This window comes from Streptomyces sp. NPDC055962 (assembly GCF_042270185.1).
Lineage (GTDB): Bacteria > Actinomycetota > Actinomycetes > Streptomycetales > Streptomycetaceae > Streptomyces.
Genome location: NZ_JBHJYN010000001.1, coordinates 770,203 through 789,554, shown reverse-complemented (window position 1 = coordinate 789,554; position 19,352 = coordinate 770,203). Strand labels below are relative to the sequence as shown.

Genomic DNA, 19,352 nt, shown 5'->3' with positions numbered 1-19,352 from the left:
CAGCGATGGGTCGAGCGGATGAGCGACGAGCCCAGGGGCGGGGAGCGCGCCAGGCCGCCGAGGGCGGGCGAATACGCCGGCTCTTCACCTGGCGCAAGGTCCTGGGCACCTTCTTCGGGCTCTGCCTGCTGGTGATGGGCGCCTTCGCGGTGCTCTACGTCTACGTCGACGTGCCCGAGGCCAACGCCCAGGCCGAGAAGCAGAGCAACGTCTACAAGTACAGCGACGGCACACTCCTGGCCCGCAGCAACTCCGAGGTCAACCGGGAGATAGTCGACCTCGCCGTCGTCCCGAAGAGCGTCCAGCACGCCTTCGTCGCCGCCGAGAACAAGTCCTTCTACCGGGACCAGGGCGTCGACCTGAAGGGCACCGCGCGCGGCCTGCTCAACACGCTCTCCGGCAAGGGCAAGCAGGGTGGTTCCACGATCACGCAGCAGTACGTGAAGAACTACTACCTCACCCAGGACCAGACGGTCAGCCGCAAGCTCAAGGAGCTGGTGATCTCGCTCAAGGTCGACCAGCGGATGAAGAAGGACGACATCCTCGCCGGGTACCTGAACACGGTGTACTACGGGCGCGGCGCGAGCGGCATCCAGGCGGCGGCCCAGGCCTACTACGGCATCGACGCCAAGGATCTCAGCACCTCCCAGGGCGCCTACCTGGCCTCGCTCCTCCAGGCTCCCAGCCAGTACGACTGGGCCTACGCCACTCCGACCGGCAAGAAGCTGGTCAAGGAGCGCTGGGCCTACACGCTGAACAACATGGTCGACGAGGGCTGGCTCGACCGGGCCGAGCGGGACACGATGAAGTTCCCGGTCCCGAAGGCGCCCAAGGCGGCCCCCGGCATGGAGGGCCAGACCGGCTACCTCGTCGAGGCCGCGAACGACGAGATGAAGCGGCAGGGCATCACCGACGAGATGCTCGACGCCGGCGGCTGGACGGTCACCCTCAACATCGACCGGAAGCGGCAGAAGCAGCTCGAGAAGTCGGTCGGCCGGCAGCTGGAGAACCAGCTCGACCGGGACACGAACAAGATCGACGCCACCGTGCAGGCCGGCGCCACCTCGGTGGACCCGAAGACCGGGAAGGTCGTCGCGCTGTACGGCGGTGTCGGCGCCACCGAGCACTGGTACAACAACGCCACCCGCCAGGACTACCAGCCGGCCTCCACCTTCAAGCCGCTGGTGCTCGCCTCCGCGCTGGAGAACGGGTCGAAGACCCAGGACGGCGATCTGATCGGCCTGAACACGGTCTACGACGGCACCAGCAAGCGCCCCGTGGTCGGCAGCAGCGTCCCCTTCGCCCCGCAGAACGAGGACGACATCAGCTACGACAGCCCGACCGTCCAGCGGGCGATGGACAAGTCGATCAACTCCGTCTTCGCGCAGATGGTCGTCGACGCCGACCCGAGCGCCGTGAAGAAGACGGCGCTCGCCCTGGGCGTGCCGGACAAGAACTTCCCCGAGACGCCCGCGATGACCCTGGGCACCATGAACGCCTCCACGTGGGACATGGCCGGGGTCTACGCCACCCTCGACAACCACGGCAAGAAGGTCACCCCGACCATCGTGAAGTCCGCCGCCAACCGTGACCGCACCATGGAGCCGGTCGACGGCGTGGGCGGCCAGGTGATCAGCAGGGCGTCCGCCGACACCGTGACGAAGGCGCTGACCGAGGTCGTCGACATCGGCTCCGGCCACGAGGCCGACACCTCCGCCTACGACGCCGCGGGCAAGACGGGCACGTCGGAGAACAACAAGGCGGCCTGGTTCACCGGCTACACCCCCGAGCTCTCGACCGCCGTGGCCCTGTTCGGCGAGTCCACCAAGGAGGGCGGCGGCCAGGTCAGCCTCACCGGCACGGCCAACTCCGGCCGGGCCAACGGCGGCGGATTCCCCGCGAAGATCTGGGCCGACTACACCCTGGGCGCGCTCGGGGGCGGCTCGGACGCCACCTTCGACCTGGAGGGCGTCGAGCGGGGCGAGACACCCGTGACCGAGACCCCCTCGGCCACCCCGTCCGAGACGGAGAAGCCCTCCGAGACGCCGTCCGAAGAGCCGGAGGAGCCCTCCGAGTCGCCGAGCGAGACGCCCGGCGAGGAGTCGCCGCCGGTGGAGACGCCGAGCGAGACGCCGTCCCAGACGCCGAGCGGCACACCGGGCGAGACCAAGGACCCCGACGACGGGGACCAGCCGCCGGGCGAGCGGCCGGGCGCCGAGGGTCTGCTCGGGCAGTGACGACGTACGAGGGGCGGGTGCCGGCCGGCACCCGCCCCTCCCACGTGTCCGGCGTCGGCCGCCGTTGTCGGCGACGCGGTCGCCGATGCCCTCGTCCACGGTGCGCCCGTACTGCGGCGCACGCTCCGGCACCGGCTTGCCCACGCCGTCCAGCACCGCCGGAGACGAGGAGTACGGCACCGGGGAAACCCGCGGGGACAGGACGATCCCCTTAGGGGGTCGCCATCTCGAACCAGACCACCTTGCCGGTGGAGAGCCGGGTCGCCCCCCACCGCCTGGCCAGCCGGTTGACCAGGAAGAGGCCCCGGCCGCCCTCGTCCGTCTCCCGGGCACGCCGTTGCCGGGGCAGCTGCGGGGAGTCGTCGCCGACCTCGCAGCGCAGGATGTCCGTGCGCAGCAGCCGCAGCGTCACCGGCCGCTCGGCGTAGCGCACGGCGTTGGTCACCACCTCGCTGACCAGCAGCTCCACCTCGTCCGAGAGGTCGTCCAGGCCCCACCGGCTCAGGGCCCTGCGGGCCAGCCTGCGGGCACGCCCCGGAGCTGCGTCCTCCGGTTCGAGGAACCAGTACGCGACGTCGCTCGGGGCGATCCCGTCGAAGCGGGCGGCCAGCAGGGCGATGTCGTCGTCCCGGTCGCCGGGCCCGAGCATGTCCAGCACGTCGTCGCAGAGGGCTTCCAGCGGCGGCGAATGGTCCGGCCCCGTCAGCTGGGCGGTGGCGGCCAGCCGCTCCCGCAGGATCTCGATGCCCGTCCAGACGTCCCGCATCCGGGACTCCACCAGGCCGTCCGTGTACAGCAGCAGCGTGGCACCGGCCGGCGCGTCCAGCTCGACGGCCTCGAAGTCGACCCCGCCGACCCCGATCGGCGCACCCGGCGGCACCCGGAGCACCTCGGCCCGGCCGCCCAGATGGAGCAGCACGGGCGGCGGGTGACCCGCGTTGGCGATGGTGATGCGGTGCGCGACGGGGTCGTACACCGCGTACAGGCAGGTAGCCATGCGGTCGCTGCCGAGCCGCTGCGCCTGCTCGTCCAGATGGTGCAGGACCTCCTGCGGAGGCAGGTCGAGGCCCGCGAGGGTCTGTGCGGTCGTACGCAGCTGGCCCATGATCGCGGCCGACGTCATGGAGTGCCCCATCACGTCACCGACGACCAGGGCGACCCTGCTGCCGGGCAGCGGGATCGCGTCGTACCAGTCGCCGCCCACCCGGGCGGTCTCCGCCGCCGGGAGGTAGCGCGAGGCCAGGCGCACGCCGGTGGGCTGGGGAAGCGAGTCGGGCAGCATCGTGCGCTGGAGCTCGTCCGCGATGTACGCCTCGCGTCCGTACAGCACGGCCTTGTCGATGCCCAGCGCGGTGTGCGTGGCCAGCTGCGCCGCGACGAGGAGGTCGTTGGCCTCGAAGGGCGGGCGGTCCGTGCCGCGCAGGAAGACGGCGGCGCCGATCACCCGGCGCCGGCCGCGCAGAGGGGCCAGAATCGCGCGGTGCCCGGTCGGGACCGTCCGGCCCGCCCCGAGCAGCTCGGGCAGGGCCACGCGGGCGGCGGCCGAGTCGCCGAACACGGGGCGCACCCCGCGCAGCACCTCGGCGAGGGCGCCACCCGCCTGGACCTCGCACAGGTCGGCTGCGGGCAGCAACCCGGCCTGCGGGTCGGTGACGGGCAGCCGCAGCCGCTCGCCCTCCGGACCGCTCTCGCTCTCCTCGTCGGCCAGCCGCAGCCTGTCGGTGCGCCGCAACCGCAGGACGAAGGGGTTGACCGGCCGCTCGTCACCCACCGGGAGCGGGTCGCGGAGGTAGACCAGTATGGCGTCGGAGAACGTGGGCACGCTCGCCCGGCACAGACCCAGCACGATCTCGTCCAGGTCTATGCCCCGGGCGATCCGGCGGGTCGCGGCGCCGACGAAACGCAGACGGTCCCCCTCGCGGCGGGAGACCGTCTGGGTGTCGGCGACGGGCGCGGCGCCCTCCGTGCCGGGCAGCGGGCCCGGTACGGCGTTCGGGACCGGGCCCTTCGCCGCGTTCGGCACCGCGGGGGAGGGGCCGGGGATCGCGGCGGTGGCAGCGGCACCCGGCGGGGCCTCCTGCTGCCGGGGCCGGGCGCGTTCCTGCGGCCGGGCAGCGAGGGGCTGCCGGCCTTCGTGGGAGGTGGGATGCTCCGTCACGCGTGGGATTCCGTCCGTCCGGGCCGGTTGTATGAGGCAGGCGCAGTCACCTCGGGGCCTTGCGCCACTGTGCCCCGGCAAGAGCGGTGAGAACAACGGCTGTCACCGGATGTCCTCGGGAAAGGGGCCGAAACCGTACGGCCGCACAGGGGGCCGGTCCGGGGTCTCCCGGTGGCCGGACAGCGGACTGCGAGCACGTCTCCACCCCCTCGTAGTGGTTCATGCGACCGCACGTCCACCGGCTCCGTAAACCGTGGAACTCGTGCGGACGAGCGGTGACTGGTGGTCAGGCCCTTGGCCGGTCGCGCCGGTTGTGGCGCATCGGTCCGGCGGAGCGGTTCATGGAGGGCGATCCTACGTTTGCCCCCCTGGGGTGCATCAAGGGTCTCACGACGGCGTGGGGGCGGGGGTGCGGTCCCAGTCATCGGGCAGCGGCGGGACCTGCCAGTGGGGGTCGGGCCGCCAGTGTTCCCAGCCGTCGCTGAAGGGTGCGCCCCAGCGCTGGATCACCTCGACGGCGGCCAGCCCGGCCTCGCGCACCCGGCGGGCGGTGGCCTCGTCCATCAGACCGACCCGCTGGGCCTGGGCGAACTCGTCCTCGTCGAGCCATTCCCACGTGCGGTCGGGGCGCACGGAGATGTCGAGGAAGTGGTCCTGCGAATCGACCCCGCCCGACCAGCGTGAGCGGGGCTCCTCGAGGTTGACGTACCAGTTGCGGAAGAGCCAGCCCCGGTCCCAGAACAGCCAGACCGACCAGGGATCGCCCGGCCGGGCCAGCTTCAGCACCCCCGAGCCGAACCACCGCGAACGCACCGTCGTGCGCGGGCGGGTGTAGCGGGTGGCGAGGGGCTCGGCGTGCACCTGGGTGCCGTCGGCGAGGACCGGTCTCACGCACTCGGTCCCCGACGCCATCCACACGGCCAGCAGTTCGTCGGTGTCCTGGACGACGGTGACCGGCCGGCAGATGTGGAACGTGCCGTCGCCGTCACCCGGCCTCTCGTTGGCCCGGTAGCGCCAGAGAATCCGGTCCCCCGGCGCCCAGCGCACCCCGTCCCCCGCACCCGCCCCGGTGCCTGCTCCCGTACCCGCGTCCGTCGCTGTCATGAAGAGATCTTAGTGAGACGTGCGCGGCGGCGTGGCGGGTCACCTGTCACGGCCGGGTCATACGCAGCACGTCCAGGGCCTCGTCCAGCTGTTCCGGCGTCAGGTCGCCGCGCTCGACGTACCCTCCGGCCAGCACCGTCTCCCGGATCGTCGTGCCGTCGGCCAGGGACTTCTTGGCGACCTTCGCCGCCTCCTCGTAGCCGATGTACTTGTTGAGCGGGGTGACGACCGAGGGGGAGGACTCCGCGTACCGCCGCGCCCGCTCGGCGTCGGCCGTGATGCCGTCGACCGTGCGGTCGGCGAGCAGCCGGGAGGCGTTGGCGAGCAGCCGCACCGATTCGAGCAGGTTCTTCGCGATGACCGGAAGCATCACGTTGAGCTCGAAGTTCCCGGCGGCCCCGGCGGCGGCGACCGTGGCGTCGTTGCCCGTCACCTGGGCGGCGACCATCAGCACGGCCTCGGGGATCACCGGGTTGACCTTGCCCGGCATGATCGACGACCCCGGCTGCAGGTCGGGCAGGGTGATCTCGGCCAGGCCGGTGCGGGGGCCGGAGGCCATCCACCGCAGGTCGTTGGAGATCTTGGTGAGCGAGACGCCGACCGTGCGGAGCTGGCCCGAGGTCTCGACGAGTCCGTCCCTCGCCCCCTGTGCCTCGAAGTGGTTCCTGGCCTCGGTGAGCGGCAGGCCGGTCGTGCGGGCGACCTCGGCGATCACTGCTGCGGAGAACCCGGGCGGGGTGTTGATCCCGGTCCCCACCGCCGTGCCGCCCAGGGGCAGTTCGGCGAGGCGGGGGAGCGAGGCGCGCAGCCGCTCGACGCCGTGCCGGACCTGTGCCGCGTACCCCCCGAACTCCTGGCCCAGGGTGACGGGCGTCGCGTCCATCAGATGCGTACGGCCCGACTTCACGACCTCCGAGAACTCGGCCGATTTCCGCTCCAGGGCGGCGGCCAGGTGTTCGAGCGCCGGGATCAGGTCGGCGGTGACGGCCGCCGTCGCGGCGATGTGGATCGACGACGGGAACACGTCGTTCGACGACTGGGAGGCGTTGACGTGGTCGTTGGGGTGGACCTCACGCCCGAGCCGCTCGCCGGCGAGGGTGGCCACGACCTCGTTGGTGTTCATGTTGGACGACGTGCCGGAGCCAGTCTGGAACACGTCGACGGGGAAGTGCTCGTCCCAGCGCCCCGCCGCCACCTCCGCGGCGGCCTCCTGGATCGCCTCCGCGATGTCGGGGTCCAGCACCTCCAGCTCGGCGTTGACCTTGGCCGCCGCGGCCTTGATCCGGGCCAGGGCCTCGATGTGCGCCCGCTCCAGCCGCTGCCCGGAGATCGGGAAGTTCTCCACCGCGCGCTGGGTCTGCGCACGCCACTTGGCGTGCGCGGGTACCTTCACCTCGCCCATCGAGTCGTGCTCGACGCGGTACGCCGTTTCCTCGGCCGCTGTGTCCATGGTGTTCAGACCTCCTGATGCAGATGAGCGCGCGGGGTGTTCCGCGTATTCCCCTGGCGTCGTCTGCCGGAAGGTGCCGGCGGTGAGGTCGTCGGACCGCCGGGCGCGGTGGAGCGGGCGTGACGGACGCGCCCGCTCCACGGGCAGATCAGTTGCAGGGGAACACGTAGTCGGACGCGTAGTTGATGAAGAGACTGCTGGACGAGGTGCCCATCTTGGCCGTCACCTTGGCGCAGGCGATGCTGGACACGTAGACGGGGCCCGCGTACTCGGTGAAATTGCCGGTGTCGCTGTCACAGCCGGTCCCGTCGACCTTGCAGACCTTCAGCGACATGTAGCGGGAGACGCCCACGTTGTTGTCCATGATCGCGCACCCCTTGCCCCCGTTGGTGTAGGAGAACAGGGTGGCCAGGCGCAGGCTGGGATCGGTCCCGACCGGCAGGGGTATCGCCTTGTTCAGGGCGTAACCGGTGCCGCACACGGTCGCGGCGGCGACGGCAGCCTGCGGGTCCTGCCGGGCGATGGCCCGGGTCGTGGCGTCGGCCTTCGCCGAGACCGTCACCTGGGGCCCGTCCGCAGCGACGGCCTGAGGCGCGGTCAGGACTGCGGCGGCGAGGGCGACGGCGGCCAGGGTCGTACGCGTGACAACTGCGGATCGGGGCATGGCTGATTCCATTCTCTGCCGGAGATGTGTGCTGCCCGGCGCCTGATCAGGTGTTCCGGGCGCCCTCAATCTAGGGCTGCCCAGCGAGAAGGGGCGGGGACGCGGTGATCTTTGGCGCGAACTCGACCCGGTCACCCAGGCAGGCCCGATCCGGAGGCATCGCGGTCCGGACCGGCGGCCTGCCGGTCGGCCACGGGGGGCCCGGGATGGCCGAAAACCGCCCCTTGGATCACGGCCCGCCCCCGCTCACGCCCCGCCTCGGAAGGGGCCGCCCCTGGATCACGCCCCGCCCCGGAGGCGTCCGCCCCTGGACCGCCCCCACCCCGCAGAAACGCCGCAGGGGCGTCCCGGCCGGAAGCCGGGACGCCCCTGGAACCGGGACGGGGAGGATCAGCCGAGGCCGGGGCCGCGGACCGGGATGCTGGTGAAGGTCGGCGCCGGGGCGGGCTCGGTGAAGAAGTCGTTGCCCTTGTCGTCGACGACGACGAACGCGGGGAAGTCCTCGACCTCGATCCGCCAGACCGCCTCCATGCCGAGCTCCTCGTACTCGACCACCTCGACCTTCTTGATGCAGTCCTGCGCCAGGCGCGCGGCGGGGCCGCCGATCGAGCCGAGGTAGAAGCCGCCGTGCGCGTCGCACGCGTCCGTGACCTGCTTGGACCGGTTGCCCTTGGCGAGCATCACCTTGGAGCCGCCCGCCGCCTGGAACTGCGCGACGTAGCTGTCCATCCGGCCGGCCGTCGTCGGGCCGAAGGAGCCGGAGGCGTAGCCCTCGGGGGTCTTGGCCGGGCCGGCGTAGTACACCGGGTGGTCCTTGAGGTACTGCGGCATGTCCTCGCCGGCGTCCAGCCGCTCCTTGATCTTGGCGTGCGCGATGTCGCGCGCCACGACCAGCGGGCCGGTCAGCGAGAGGCGGGTCTTGACCGGGTACTTGGTGAGCTCGGCGAGGATCTCGTCCATCGGCCGGTTGAGGTCGATCCGCACGACGTCGCCGGACTCGTCCAGGTGCTCGTCGGTGGTGTCGGGGAGGAAGCGCGCCGGGTCCTTCTCCAGCTGCTCCAGGAACACGCCGTCGGCGGTGATCTTCGCGGTCGCCTGGCGGTCGGCCGAGCAGGAGACGGCGATCGCGACCGGCAGGGACGCGCCGTGCCGGGGGAGGCGGACGACCCGGACGTCGTGGCAGAAGTACTTGCCGCCGAACTGCGCGCCGATGCCGATCTTCTGCGTCAGCTCGAAGACCTTCTGCTCCAGGTCCGTGTCCCGGAAGCCGTGGCCGGTCGGGGAGCCCTCGGCGGGCAGCTCGTCCAGGTAGTGCGCGGAGGCGTACTTCGCGGTCTTCAGCGCGAACTCGGCCGACGTGCCGCCGACGACGATCGCCAGGTGGTACGGCGGGCAGGCCGCCGTACCCAGGGAACGGATCTTCTCCTCCAGGAACGTCATCATGGAGGCCTCGTTCAGGACCGCCTTGGTCTCCTGGTAGAGGAACGACTTGTTGGCCGAGCCGCCGCCCTTCGCCATGAAGAGGAACTTGTAGGCCCCGCCGTCCGTCGCGTACAGCTCGATCTGCGCCGGCAGGTTCGAGCCGGTGTTCTTCTCGTCCCACATGGTCAGCGGGGCCATCTGCGAGTAGCGCAGATTGAGCTTCGTGTACGCGTCGAAGATGCCGTGCGACAGGGCCTCCTCGTCACCGCCCTCGGTGAGCACGTTCTGGCCGCGCTTGCCCATGACGATCGCCGTGCCGGTGTCCTGGCACATCGGCAGGACACCCGCGGCGGCGATGTTCGCGTTCTTCAGGAGGTCCAGCGCGACGAACTTGTCGTTGGAGGATGCCTCGGGGTCGTCGACGATGCGCCGCAGCTGCGCGAGGTGGGCGGGCCGCAGGTAGTGCGAGATGTCGTGCATCGCCTCGGCGGCGAGGGTGCGCAGGGCTTCCGGAGCCACCTTGAGGAACGTACGGCCGTCGGCCTCGAAGGTCGAGACGCCCTCGGCGGTCACCAGCCGGTACGGCGTGGTGTCCTCTCCCAGGGGGAGCAGATCGGAGTACGCAAACTCTGGCATTACGGCCATTCCTCACTCGGCGACAGCGGCTGACCACCCTTGGGCAGCGCATCCACCAGGGTAGAGCGCCAGGGGTGCGCCGGGCCTGTGAGGTAAGGCTCACCCGGACGGGCCGGTCCGAGGGCCGGCCGCCGGGTGCGGATTCCGGGTGAGGCCGGAGAGGCACTGGTCGCGATCTATCGCGTTTGGGTAGGCTGGTCCGGTGGACCTCGAGAAGCAGCCCCAGCAGCCCGTCGCTCCGGCCGGTCCCGCGCCCGCCGGCATCCGCGCCTCCGACGCGGACCGCGACCGGATCGCGGACATCCTGCGGGAGGCCGTGGCCGAAGGCCGGCTGACCGCCGAGGAGCACGCCGAGCGGGTCGACCTGGTCTACCGGGCCAAGACCGTCGGTGAACTCGAGCCGCTGGTCCAGGACCTGCCGGTGCCGGGCGGCGGCACCCGCTCCGCCGAATCCCCGTACGCCCACACCTCCGCGGCGGCCGGACCCGCCGAGAACCTGGTGGCGGTCTTCAGCAGCTCCACCCGCAGGGGGCGTTGGCGCGTCGGCGGCCGCACGAACGCCTTCGCGCTCTTCGGCAGCGTCGAGATCGACCTGACCGAGGCGCTGTTCGGCCAGCGTCTGACGGTGATCAACGCGACGTCCATCTTCGGCAGCGTCGAGATCAAGGTTCCCGAGAACATCTCCCTCCGCGGCAGCGGAACAGGCATTTTCGGCAATTTCGAGGTCGACACCCTGGAATCCGCGGACCCGGAGGCCCCGGTGGTCGTGGTGAACGGCTACTCCGTCTTCGGGAACGTCGAGGCGAAGCCCAAGCGCGGCAAGCTCATCGCCAACCTCCACCAGCAGCTGCGCAAGCATCTCGGCCACTGACGCCGGGCGACCCGCGATTTCAGGCCAGTCGGCGGTCAGGAGCGCCCGTGGGGGCCTCCCGGCGGCGCCACTCAGTGCATAGGCGTGCGTACAGCGGGTAGGGAGTGCTGCATCGCCTCTCGCTCGCGAAGCCCAAGCCGTCGTCAGGAGTGGACCGTGCTGCACATGCCGCATCAGCCCCTGCAGGTCGCCGCCGTGCCGTCCCCGCGCGCACCCGCGCGGGACGACGAGGCGGGGCCATGGCACTCGGAGGCGGTGTGCCGCCGGGACGAGGCCGGGCTGTTCTTCGCCCCGTCGAAGGAGCCCACCGCTGCCCGGCTGTCCCGCGAGGAGTCGGCGAAGCAGGTCTGTGCGAGATGTCCGGTCATGGTGGAGTGCCGCGAGCACGCGCTCGTCCAGCCCGAGCCCTACGGGGTCTGGGGCGGTCTCACCGCCGCCGAGCGCCGTGTGGTGCTCGCCCGGCGCCGCAGGCGCGAGATGGAGCTGAAGGCGGCGGCCCCGACGGGGCGCATAGCCGCCGCGGGCTGAGGCGCCCGCGCCGCACACGGATGTGGGGGCCGCCCGCCGGGCGCCCCCCACGTGTCGTACCGCCGGGGCTACTTGGCGCGGTCGAAGTCGATCGCGCTGTAGGCCCGCAGCTTCGAGAGCCGGTGCGTCGAGTCGATCCTGCGGATCGTGCCCGACTTGGACCGCATCACCAGGGACTCCGTGGTGGCCGTCTCCGAGCGGTACCGCACACCGCGCAGGAGTTCACCGTCGGTGATCCCGGTGGCGACGAAGAACACGTTGTCGCCGCTGACGAGGTCGTCGGTGCCCAGCACCCGGTCGAGGTCGTGACCGGCGTCCAGCGCACGCTGCCGCTCCGCCTCGTCCTTGGGCCAGAGCTTGCCCTGGATGACACCGCCGAGGCACTTTATGGCGCACGCCGAGATGATGCCCTCAGGGGTGCCGCCGATGCCCATGAGCAGGTCGACGCCGGTGCCCTCGCGGGCCGCCATGATCGAGCCGGCGACATCGCCGTCGGAGATGAACTTGATCCGGGCGCCCGTCTCCCGGATCTCCTTCACGATGCCGTCGTGCCGGGGGCGGTCGAGGATGACGACGGTGACGTCCTCAGGGGCCGAGTTCTTGGCTTTCGCCACCCGCCGGATGTTGACGGACACGGGCGCGTTGATGTCGACGAAGTCGGCCGCCTCCGGGCCGGTGACCAGCTTGTCCATGTAGAAGACCGCGGACGGGTCGAACATCGCCCCGCGGTCGGCGGCGGCCAGGACGGCGATCGCGTTGGGCATGCCCTTGGCGTTGAGCGTGGTGCCGTCGATCGGGTCGACGGCGATGTCGACCTCGGCCCCGGTGCCGTCACCGACGCGCTCGCCGTTGAACAGCATGGGCGCTTCGTCCTTCTCGCCCTCACCGATGACGACGATGCCGTTCATCGACACGGTGGAGACGAGGGTGCGCATGGCCTTCACGGCGGCGCCGTCGGCGCCGATCTTGTCGCCGCGGCCGACCCAGCGACCGGCGGCCATGGCGGCGGCCTCGGTGACACGGACGAGTTCCATGGCCAGGTTGCGGTCGGGGGCCTCCGGGGAGACCTCGAGCGGGGACGGCAGATGATGCTCGGACATCGGAGCGCACCTTTCTGTACGACGACGACCGGAAAAGAGGGTGCTGTGACTCTATCGGTAGGTCGATAAAATGAGCAGAGCGGGTCACGTATGAGCGGGTGCCCGCCGGTCGGGCGGCCGGGGGCCCATGCCACCATTGAGTCCGTGGCAAGCAAGCGAGGCAAGCAGACCGTCCGGGACATGTTCCTGTCGATGCTCGTGATCACCGCGGTGGCGGGCGTCGTCTACATCTTCATCCCGCACGACGACAAGGCCGACCCGATCAAGGCGGTCGACTACCGGGTCGAGCTCGCGACGGCCCGTCGTGCCGCGCCGTACCCGGTGGCGGCGCCCATGGGCCTGTCGAAGGGGTGGAAGCCGACCTCCGTCTCGTACGAGGGGCAGGCGGGCGCCGGCTGGCACCTGGGCTTCCTCGACCCGGACGGCAACTACGTCGCCGTGGAGCAGTCCACGGCCCCCGCCAAGAAGTACGTGCCCGACGTCAGTCAGGACGCCGAGGACACCGGGCGCACCGAAGAGGTGGCCGGCCGGGAGTGGCAGCGCTGGGAGGGCCCGAAGTACGACGCCCTCGTGCTGCACGACGAGGGCGTGACCACGGTGGTCACGGGCTCGGCCCCCGAGGAGCGGCTGGCGGAGATGGCCGCGGCGCTCAAGACGGCATCCTCCTGATGCGCCGTACCCTCCCGGGACCGTGAGTGCCGGGTACGACGAGGGGCCCGCAGTGCTCGGCGCTGCGGGCCCCTCGTCGTACCGGGTGGATCAGACGGTCGTGACGACCTCGTCGTAGGACAGGCGCGGCAGGCGCGGGAACCAGGCGTCCTCGCCGGGCTTGCCGATGTTGACGGCCATGAGCAGCTTGTGGTCGCCGTCCAGGAACTCCTTCTCGATGCCCGCGGCGTCGAAGCCGGTCATCGGGCCGGCGGCCAGGCCGGCGGCGCGGACGCCGATGATGAAGTAGGCGGCCTGGAGGGCGGCGTTCAGCCCGGCGGACTGCTCGCGGACCGGGCGCTCGGAGAAGAACGCGTCCTTGGCCTGCGGGAAGTGCGGCATGAGCGCCGGCAGCTCCTCGTGGAACTCGTGGTCCGCGACGAGCAGCGCCACCAGCGGCGCGGCCGTGGTCTTCGGGCGGTTGCCCTCGGCCATGTGCTTGACCAGACGCTCGCGGCCCTCGGCCGAGCGGACCAGGACGACGCGCAGCGGCGACTGGTTGAAGGCGGTGGGGCCGTACTTGACCAGGTCGTAGATCGCCTGGACCTGCTCGTCGGTCACCGGCTCGTCGGTGAACGTGTTGGCGGTACGGGCCTCGCGGAAGAGGAGGTCCTGGGCGGCGGGGTCAAGAACGAGGGACATCTGGGGCGTTACCTTCCGGACGGATACGGGGCGAGCTGTGAGCACACCCTAACCCGGAGATAGATTAAAGTTCAACTAAATCCGGAGGGGAGTGATCCACCACACAGGTCCACCCGAGGGTGCGCCCCCGTCCCTCAGTCCGCGGAGCCGCCCGCTTCCTCGTCCGGGCGCGCCAGGGCGGCGTCCAGCCGGGCCCGCGCGCCCTCCAGCCAGTGCCGGCACACCTTCGCCAGCTCCTCGCCGCGCTCCCACAGGGCCAGCGACTCCTCCAGCGTCGTGCCGCCCGCCTCCAGGCGGCGTACGACCTCGATCAGCTCGTCCCGCGCCTGCTCGTAGCCGAGCGTGCCCGTCGCGGCAGCCGTCGTCGTCCCGTCGTCCGTCATGCCGTCCACCCTATGCGGGGGCTCGGACAGGACCGGCCCGTCACTCCGCGACCCGCACCGTGAACTCGCCCTCCGAGACCCGCGCCCGCAGCTCCTCGCCCGGGGCCCCGGCATCCGCGGGGGAGCGCACCACATGACCGTCCGGCCGTTGCAGCACCGCGTACCCCCGCTCCAGCGTCGCCGCGGGTGACAGCGCCACGACCCGGGCACGGGTGTGCGCGAGCTCCGAGTCGGCGCGGTCCAGCAGGTGCCCGAGCACCCTGCGGCTCCGCCCCGTCAGCGCGTCGATCTCCGCCTCCCGCTCGTCCACCATCCGCTGCGGCCGCTCCATGGAGGACCTGCCCAGCGCGTGCGCGAGCCCCCGCTCCTCGCGGTCGATCAGCCCCCGGACGGTGCGCAGCGCCCGGTCCCGGAGCTGCTGGACACGGTCGAGCTCCTCGCCCACGTCCGGCACGACCTTCTTCGCCGCGTCCGTCGGCGTGGACGCCCGCACATCGGCCACCAGGTCGAGCAGGGGCGAGTCCGGCTCGTGCCCGATGGCGGACACCACCGGTGTACGGCACGCGGCCACCGCCCGGATCAGCGCCTCGTCGGAGAACGGCAGCAGGTCCTCGACGCTGCCGCCCCCGCGGGCGACGACGATGACATCGACCTCGGGCAGAGCGTCGAGCTCCTGGACGGCCTGGACCACCTGGTTCACCGCGTGGACGCCCTGCACCGCCGTGTTGCGCACCTCGAAGCGCACGGCCGGCCACCGCCGCCGGGCGTTCTCCAGCACATCGCGCTCGGCCGCCGACGCCCGCCCGGAGACCAGGCCGATCAGCTGCGGCAGGAACGGCAGCGGCTTCTTCCGGTCCAGGGCGAAGAGCCCCTCGGCGGCCAGCGACTTCTTCAGCTGCTCCAGCCGCACCAGCAGCTCGCCGATGCCCACCGGCCGTATCTCCGTGGCCCGCAGGGACAGCTGGCCACGCGGGGCGTACCACTCGGGCTTGGCGAGGACGACGACCCGCGCGCCCTCGGTCACCACGTCGGCGATCCGGTCGAAGACCTGCCGGAAGCAGGTCACGCTCACCGAGATGTCGTGGGACGGGTCGCGCAGCGTCAGGAAGACCACGCCCGCGCCGGGCCGCCGCGACAGCTGGGTGATCTGCCCCTCGACCCAGACCGCGCCGAGCCGGTCGATCCAGCCGCCGATCAGGCGTGACACGTCGCCGACGGGCAGCGGGGCTTCCGGGGACGTAGTGAGAGCCATACGGGCGAGCGTATCGGCCGGAGCCGACAGTCAGGCCGTCCGGCGCCCCCACTGCACCGCGAGCACCACCAGCCCGATCCCCAGCCAGCACACGCCCACCAGCTGGGCGCTCGTCGTCGCCTCCAGGATCACCGCGACCAGGACGGCCGCGCCCACCACCGGAATCAGCACATGGCGCCACCAGCTCGGCGGCCCCTCCATCCGGCGTACGGCGAACCACCCCACCACCGACGCGTGCAGCAGCACGAACGCCGTCAGCGCGCCGACGTTGACCACCGACACCAGATGGTCCAGCCCGTCGTCGCGCCGGGCCGCCCACACCGCCGCCACCAGCGTCACCACGGCGGCACCCGCGATCGCGATCCGGGGCACCCCGGACCTCCCGTCGACCCGGGACAGGAACGACGGCAGCCGGCCGTCCCGCGCCATGGCGAACAGCAGCCGCCCGGCAGCCGCCTGCCCCGCCAGCGCCGCGAAGGCCGCACCGATCGCCTTGCTGACGGCCACCAGGTCGTGCAGCCACGTCCCGACGGAGGCGTCGACCGCGTCGTAGAACGCGGACCCCTGCTTCACCGGATCGGCCGCCAGCTCGGCGGAGCTCACCGGCTCCAGCAGCGCCGCCAGGTACGACTGGACGACGAACAGCGCTCCGGCGAGCACCAGGCAGAACAGCACCGCCCGTGCCACCTTCGCCGAGCCGCCCGTCACCTCCTCGGCGAACGAGGCGATCGCGTCGAAGCCCAGATAGGACAGGACCGCCACGGACACCGCCCCCAGGACCGCCGTCGTGGAGAAGCCGCTGTCCCCGGTGAGCGGCGTCAGCCAGCCGCGCTCCGCCCCGTCCCTGGCCAGCACCACCACCGCCGACACCACGAACACCAGCAGCACCACGATCTCCAAGGCGAGGACCGCGAACCCCACCCGGGCCGCCGCCCGCACGCCCCAGAGGTTGAGCGCCGTCGTCACGACGACCGCGATCGCCGTCCACACCCAGCGCGACACCTCCGGGACCAGCGCGTTCATCGCGATCCCGGAGAACAGGTAGGCGACCGCCGGGATCAGCAGGTAGTCGAGCATCGCCATCCACCCGGCGATGAACCCGGGACCTTCCCCGAGCCCCTTGCGGGCGTACGCGAAGACCGACCCGGCGAGCGGGGCGACGTGCACCATCTGGGCGTAGCTGAACGCGGTGAAGGCCATCACCACGGTCGCCACGAGATAGACCAGCGCCACGGCCCCGTCGGACTTGGCGTCCAGCGTGCCGAACACGCCGACCGGGGCCATGGGCGCGATGAACAGCAGCCCGTAGACCACCAGGTCCCGGAACCCCAGGGTGCGCCGCAGCTTCCCCTCTTCGATGCTGCTGCCCGACATGAACCCTCCGTCGCTGTGTTGCGTACGCATCAGTCTCCCGACCCCGCTGATCCGGCGCCTGTTCGGTACGGCCTTACGATGGGACGCATGACTGCAACGCCTGCCCGCCGTGTCCTGCTCGCCGCACCCCGTGGCTACTGCGCGGGCGTGGACCGCGCCGTGATCGCCGTCGAGAAAGCCCTGGAGCAGTACGGCGCCCCGATCTACGTCCGTCACGAGATCGTGCACAACAAGTACGTCGTGCAAACGCTCGAGAAGAAGGGCGCGATCTTCGTCGACGTGACCGCGGAGGTGCCCGAGGGCTCCATCGTGATGTTCTCCGCGCACGGCGTCGCCCCGACCGTCCACGCGGAGGCCGCCGAGCGCAAGCTCGCCACCATCGACGCGACCTGCCCGCTGGTCACCAAGGTCCACAAGGAAGCCGTCCGCTACGCCAAGGAGGACTACGACATCCTCCTGATCGGCCACGAGGGCCACGAGGAAGTCATCGGCACGAGCGGCGAGGCGCCCGACCACATCACGCTGGTCGACGGCCCCGAGGACGTCGCCAACGTCGAGGTCCGCGACGAGTCCAAGGTCGTCTGGCTCTCCCAGACCACGCTCTCCGTCGACGAGACGATGGAGACCGTCGGTGCGCTCAAGAACAAGTTCCCGAACCTCCTCTCCCCGCCGAGCGACGACATCTGCTACGCCACGCAGAACCGTCAGGTCGCGGTGAAGAAGCTGGCCGAGGACGCCGAACTGGTCATCGTCGTCGGCTCGAAGAACTCCTCGAACTCGATCCGCATGGTCGAGGTCGCCCTGGACGCCGGCGCGCCCGCCGCCCACCTGGTGGACTTCGCCGCCGAGATCGACGAGGCCTGGCTGGAAGGCGTCACCACCGTCGGCCTCACCTCGGGCGCGTCCGTCCCCGACGTCCTCGTCGACGGCGTACTGGAATGGCTGGCCGAGCGGGGCTACGCCGACGTGGAGACGGTCAGGACCGCCGACGAGTCGATCACCTTCTCGCTGCCCAAGGAGCTCCGGCGCGACCTGCGCGCCGAGGCCGCCGCGCTCTCCGCCGAGTAGCGGAGGCGGAGCGGCCCGGCGCCCGGGGAGCCGTCCACGCCGGGAGCGGAGCGGCCCGGCGCCCGGGGAGCCGTCCACGCCGGGAGCGGAGCGGCCCGGCGCCCGGGGAGCCGTCCGCGCGCCCGGGTGGATCCCCGGGCGCCCGCGTGGTGAACCGCCAGGGTCCAGTGCCCCGGGCACGCCCGGCGGGATCGCCCTTCCGGGGAGTGATCCGTGCCACCTGGCCGTACCGTGGACCGTATGGAGATCTTCGGTGTGGACATCGGCGGTTCAGGGATCAAGGGTGCGCCCGTGGACCTGGACCGCGGAGAGCTGGCGCAGGAGCGCCACAAGGTACTGACCCCCCACCCGGCCACGCCCGGGAGCGTCGCCGACGGTGTGGCCGAGGTCGTCGGCCATTTCGACTGGCAGGGGCCGGTCGGCATCACGTTCCCCGGAGTCGTCACCGGCGGCGTCACCAGGACCGCGGCCAACGTGGACAAGGGCTGGATCGACACGGACGCCCGGACGCTGCTCAGCGAACGCATCGGGCAGCCCGTCACGATCCTCAACGACGCCGACGCGGCAGGTATCGCCGAGATGACCTTCGGCGCGGGCCGTGACCGCAAGGGCACGGTGATCATGCTGACCCTCGGTACGGGTATCGGCAGCGCGCTCTTCACCGACGGGCACCTGGTCCCCAACAGCGAGCTCGGCCACCTGGAGCTGCACGGCCACGACGCGGAGAAGCGCGCCTCCACGAAGGCCAAGGAGGACGAGGACCTCAGCTGGCACCACTGGGCGCACCGGGTCCAGAAGTACCTGGTCCACGTGGAGATGCTGTTCTCGCCGGAGCTCTTCATCATCGGCGGGGGCGTCAGCCGCAAGGCGGACAAGTTCCTGCCGCTGATCGAGCACGTACGGGCCGAGATCGTCCCGGCCGAGCTGCAGAACAACGCCGGGATCGTCGGCGCCGCGATGGCGGCCGCGGGTAAGTAGCCCCTACGGGCGGGGGCGGCGGGCGGCGGTCCTGAGCAGGTGCCGCTGCCGCTCCCGCATCTGCCGGATCTTCCGCACGGTGGCGATGAGCCCGGCGACGAGGGTGCCCCCGTACAGCCAGCCGGCGTGGACGGCCAGGGCGGTCACGACGGCCATCGTCTGACCGCCGAAGCCCCCGGTGCCCCCGGCGACCGGGATCACGCCGACCGCGAAGGCGATGGGCACGATGATCGGGGCGGTCACCAGGTCGGCGGGCCGCACCCAGAGGGCCGTCAGTGCGCTGACCGGCAGGAACAACAGGCCGTAGACGAGCTCGGAACTCCCCAGGAGCACCCGGTCCGCACAGGCCAGCAGGAACATGGTCAGGGCCGCGAAGAGTCCGGCGCCGATCCCGGTCAGCCGCGGGTTGGGGAATCTGCGCAGCGCCAGGACCACGGGCGGAACACCACCGCGGGGCCGGGAGCCGGGTCCCGCCGCGGGACCGCCGCTCGTCACCGGCGCCGGGGCGACCGCCACCGACACCGGATACGCCGACGAGGCCGTCACCTCACCGAGGCCGCTGGGCGGGGCGGGCCGGACCTGCGGGGTCTGCCTGCGCTGCGGGGTACGTGTCCTGTGCTGCTCCACCCCGACAACCTAGGTCGCCGGGTGCACTCTTTCGGGCGTTGGACACGCGCTTTGGCCTACCTTGGCACTGCGTTCGATCCCACACGGCCGAAACAGCACCGTTCGGCCCCGGCGGGGCCCCGTCCGGCCTGCGCCCCCGCACCCGTGACC

At 71.6% G+C, this 19,352-nt stretch carries 17 protein-coding genes; 6 read left to right on the top strand and 11 right to left on the bottom strand.

Going from position 1 to position 19,352, the window contains the following annotated elements; all coding sequences use genetic code 11:
* Window positions 1-5 precede the first annotated feature (5 nt).
* Window positions 6-2,237: a transglycosylase domain-containing protein gene (locus ACFC51_RS03475; RefSeq protein ID WP_376375933.1), complete on the top strand. Its 2,232-nt coding sequence runs from the start codon at window positions 6-8 to the stop codon at window positions 2,235-2,237.
* Between the two features lie 211 nt (window positions 2,238-2,448).
* Here the strand turns inward: ACFC51_RS03475 and ACFC51_RS03470 are convergent, their stop codons facing one another.
* The 5 genes from ACFC51_RS03470 to ACFC51_RS03450 all read right to left on the bottom strand — a co-directional run bounded on the left by ACFC51_RS03470 (window position 2,449) and on the right by ACFC51_RS03450 (window position 9,671).
* Entirely contained in the window at window positions 2,449-4,395 is a 1,947-nt protein-coding gene (locus ACFC51_RS03470) for a SpoIIE family protein phosphatase (RefSeq protein ID WP_376380741.1), read from the bottom strand.
* Between the two features lie 387 nt (window positions 4,396-4,782).
* On the bottom strand, window positions 4,783-5,499 hold the full coding sequence (locus tag ACFC51_RS03465; RefSeq protein WP_376526823.1) for a DUF402 domain-containing protein: 717 nt from the start codon (window positions 5,497-5,499) through the stop codon (window positions 4,783-4,785).
* A 46-nt stretch (window positions 5,500-5,545) separates the two neighbouring features.
* The gene (locus ACFC51_RS03460) at window positions 5,546-6,949 is read right to left on the bottom strand and encodes a class II fumarate hydratase (protein WP_376380747.1); all 1,404 of its coding nucleotides are present in this window, start codon (window positions 6,947-6,949) and stop codon (window positions 5,546-5,548) included.
* A gap of 148 nt (window positions 6,950-7,097) precedes the next feature.
* Window positions 7,098-7,613 carry a hypothetical protein gene (locus ACFC51_RS03455; protein WP_376526820.1) on the bottom strand — a complete coding sequence of 172 codons (516 nt, stop codon included), beginning with the start codon at window positions 7,611-7,613 and terminating at the stop codon, window positions 7,098-7,100.
* A 390-nt stretch (window positions 7,614-8,003) separates the two neighbouring features.
* A complete protein-coding gene (locus tag ACFC51_RS03450) occupies window positions 8,004-9,671 on the bottom strand; it encodes a fumarate hydratase (protein WP_376526817.1) in 1,668 nt (555 codons plus the stop codon).
* A gap of 202 nt (window positions 9,672-9,873) precedes the next feature.
* Here ACFC51_RS03450 and ACFC51_RS03445 point away from each other — a divergent pair, with 202 nt between their 5' ends.
* Entirely contained in the window at window positions 9,874-10,542 is a 669-nt protein-coding gene (locus tag ACFC51_RS03445; protein ID WP_376380756.1) for a DUF1707 domain-containing protein, read from the top strand.
* Between the two features lie 156 nt (window positions 10,543-10,698).
* A complete protein-coding gene (locus ACFC51_RS03440) occupies window positions 10,699-11,070 on the top strand; it encodes a WhiB family transcriptional regulator (RefSeq protein ID WP_376380759.1) in 372 nt (123 codons plus the stop codon).
* 68 nt (window positions 11,071-11,138) lie between these two features.
* Here ACFC51_RS03440 and glpX read toward each other — a convergent pair whose 3' ends face one another.
* Window positions 11,139-12,170 (bottom strand): class II fructose-bisphosphatase, encoded by a 1,032-nt coding sequence (glpX, locus tag ACFC51_RS03435; RefSeq protein WP_376380761.1) that lies wholly within the window; start codon window positions 12,168-12,170, stop codon window positions 11,139-11,141.
* Between the two features lie 144 nt (window positions 12,171-12,314).
* Here glpX and ACFC51_RS03430 point away from each other — a divergent pair, with 144 nt between their 5' ends.
* Entirely contained in the window at window positions 12,315-12,839 is a 525-nt protein-coding gene (locus ACFC51_RS03430; protein WP_376380764.1) for a DUF4245 domain-containing protein, read from the top strand.
* A 90-nt stretch (window positions 12,840-12,929) separates the two neighbouring features.
* Here the strand turns inward: ACFC51_RS03430 and ACFC51_RS03425 are convergent, their stop codons facing one another.
* The 4 genes from ACFC51_RS03425 to ACFC51_RS03410 all read right to left on the bottom strand — a co-directional run bounded on the left by ACFC51_RS03425 (window position 12,930) and on the right by ACFC51_RS03410 (window position 16,529).
* Window positions 12,930-13,520 (bottom strand): malonic semialdehyde reductase, encoded by a 591-nt coding sequence (locus ACFC51_RS03425; RefSeq protein ID WP_376526815.1) that lies wholly within the window; start codon window positions 13,518-13,520, stop codon window positions 12,930-12,932.
* A 134-nt stretch (window positions 13,521-13,654) separates the two neighbouring features.
* Window positions 13,655-13,903: an exodeoxyribonuclease VII small subunit gene (locus ACFC51_RS03420; protein WP_376372238.1), complete on the bottom strand. Its 249-nt coding sequence runs from the start codon at window positions 13,901-13,903 to the stop codon at window positions 13,655-13,657.
* A gap of 40 nt (window positions 13,904-13,943) precedes the next feature.
* Window positions 13,944-15,155 carry an exodeoxyribonuclease VII large subunit gene (gene xseA / locus ACFC51_RS03415; RefSeq protein ID WP_376372241.1) on the bottom strand — a complete coding sequence of 404 codons (1,212 nt, stop codon included), beginning with the start codon at window positions 15,153-15,155 and terminating at the stop codon, window positions 13,944-13,946.
* 30 nt (window positions 15,156-15,185) lie between these two features.
* The gene (locus ACFC51_RS03410; protein WP_376372244.1) at window positions 15,186-16,529 is read right to left on the bottom strand and encodes an APC family permease; all 1,344 of its coding nucleotides are present in this window, start codon (window positions 16,527-16,529) and stop codon (window positions 15,186-15,188) included.
* A 78-nt stretch (window positions 16,530-16,607) separates the two neighbouring features.
* Between ACFC51_RS03410 and ACFC51_RS03405 the strand changes: the two genes are divergently transcribed.
* Window positions 16,608-17,597 (top strand): 4-hydroxy-3-methylbut-2-enyl diphosphate reductase, encoded by a 990-nt coding sequence (locus ACFC51_RS03405; RefSeq protein ID WP_376526812.1) that lies wholly within the window; start codon window positions 16,608-16,610, stop codon window positions 17,595-17,597.
* Window positions 17,598-17,837: 240 nt separating this feature from the next.
* Window positions 17,838-18,575: a polyphosphate--glucose phosphotransferase gene (ppgK, locus tag ACFC51_RS03400; protein WP_376372250.1), complete on the top strand. Its 738-nt coding sequence runs from the start codon at window positions 17,838-17,840 to the stop codon at window positions 18,573-18,575.
* A 3-nt stretch (window positions 18,576-18,578) separates the two neighbouring features.
* Here the strand turns inward: ppgK and ACFC51_RS03395 are convergent, their stop codons facing one another.
* The gene (locus tag ACFC51_RS03395; protein WP_376526810.1) at window positions 18,579-19,202 is read right to left on the bottom strand and encodes a DUF6542 domain-containing protein; all 624 of its coding nucleotides are present in this window, start codon (window positions 19,200-19,202) and stop codon (window positions 18,579-18,581) included.
* Window positions 19,203-19,352 lie beyond the last annotated feature (150 nt).

What these genes read in the sequence shown, in the direction of transcription:
- ACFC51_RS03475 (WP_376375933.1), top strand. Translation starts at nt 6, where the DNA reads ATGGGTCGAGCGGATGAGCGACGAGCCCAGGGGCGGGGAGCGCGCCAG.
- ACFC51_RS03465 (WP_376526823.1), bottom strand. Translation starts at nt 5,499, where the DNA reads ATGACAGCGACGGACGCGGGTACGGGAGCAGGCACCGGGGCGGGTGCG.
- ACFC51_RS03460 (WP_376380747.1), bottom strand. Translation starts at nt 6,949, where the DNA reads ATGGACACAGCGGCCGAGGAAACGGCGTACCGCGTCGAGCACGACTCG.
- ACFC51_RS03455 (WP_376526820.1), bottom strand. Translation starts at nt 7,613, where the DNA reads ATGCCCCGATCCGCAGTTGTCACGCGTACGACCCTGGCCGCCGTCGCC.
- ACFC51_RS03450 (WP_376526817.1), bottom strand. Translation starts at nt 9,671, where the DNA reads ATGCCAGAGTTTGCGTACTCCGATCTGCTCCCCCTGGGAGAGGACACC.
- glpX (WP_376380761.1), bottom strand. Translation starts at nt 12,170, where the DNA reads ATGTCCGAGCATCATCTGCCGTCCCCGCTCGAGGTCTCCCCGGAGGCC.
- ACFC51_RS03425 (WP_376526815.1), bottom strand. Translation starts at nt 13,520, where the DNA reads ATGTCCCTCGTTCTTGACCCCGCCGCCCAGGACCTCCTCTTCCGCGAG.
- ACFC51_RS03420 (WP_376372238.1), bottom strand. Translation starts at nt 13,903, where the DNA reads ATGACGGACGACGGGACGACGACGGCTGCCGCGACGGGCACGCTCGGC.
- xseA (WP_376372241.1), bottom strand. Translation starts at nt 15,155, where the DNA reads ATGGCTCTCACTACGTCCCCGGAAGCCCCGCTGCCCGTCGGCGACGTG.
- ACFC51_RS03410 (WP_376372244.1), bottom strand. Translation starts at nt 16,529, where the DNA reads ATGTCGGGCAGCAGCATCGAAGAGGGGAAGCTGCGGCGCACCCTGGGG.
- ACFC51_RS03405 (WP_376526812.1), top strand. Translation starts at nt 16,608, where the DNA reads ATGGGACGCATGACTGCAACGCCTGCCCGCCGTGTCCTGCTCGCCGCA.
- ppgK (WP_376372250.1), top strand. Translation starts at nt 17,838, where the DNA reads ATGGAGATCTTCGGTGTGGACATCGGCGGTTCAGGGATCAAGGGTGCG.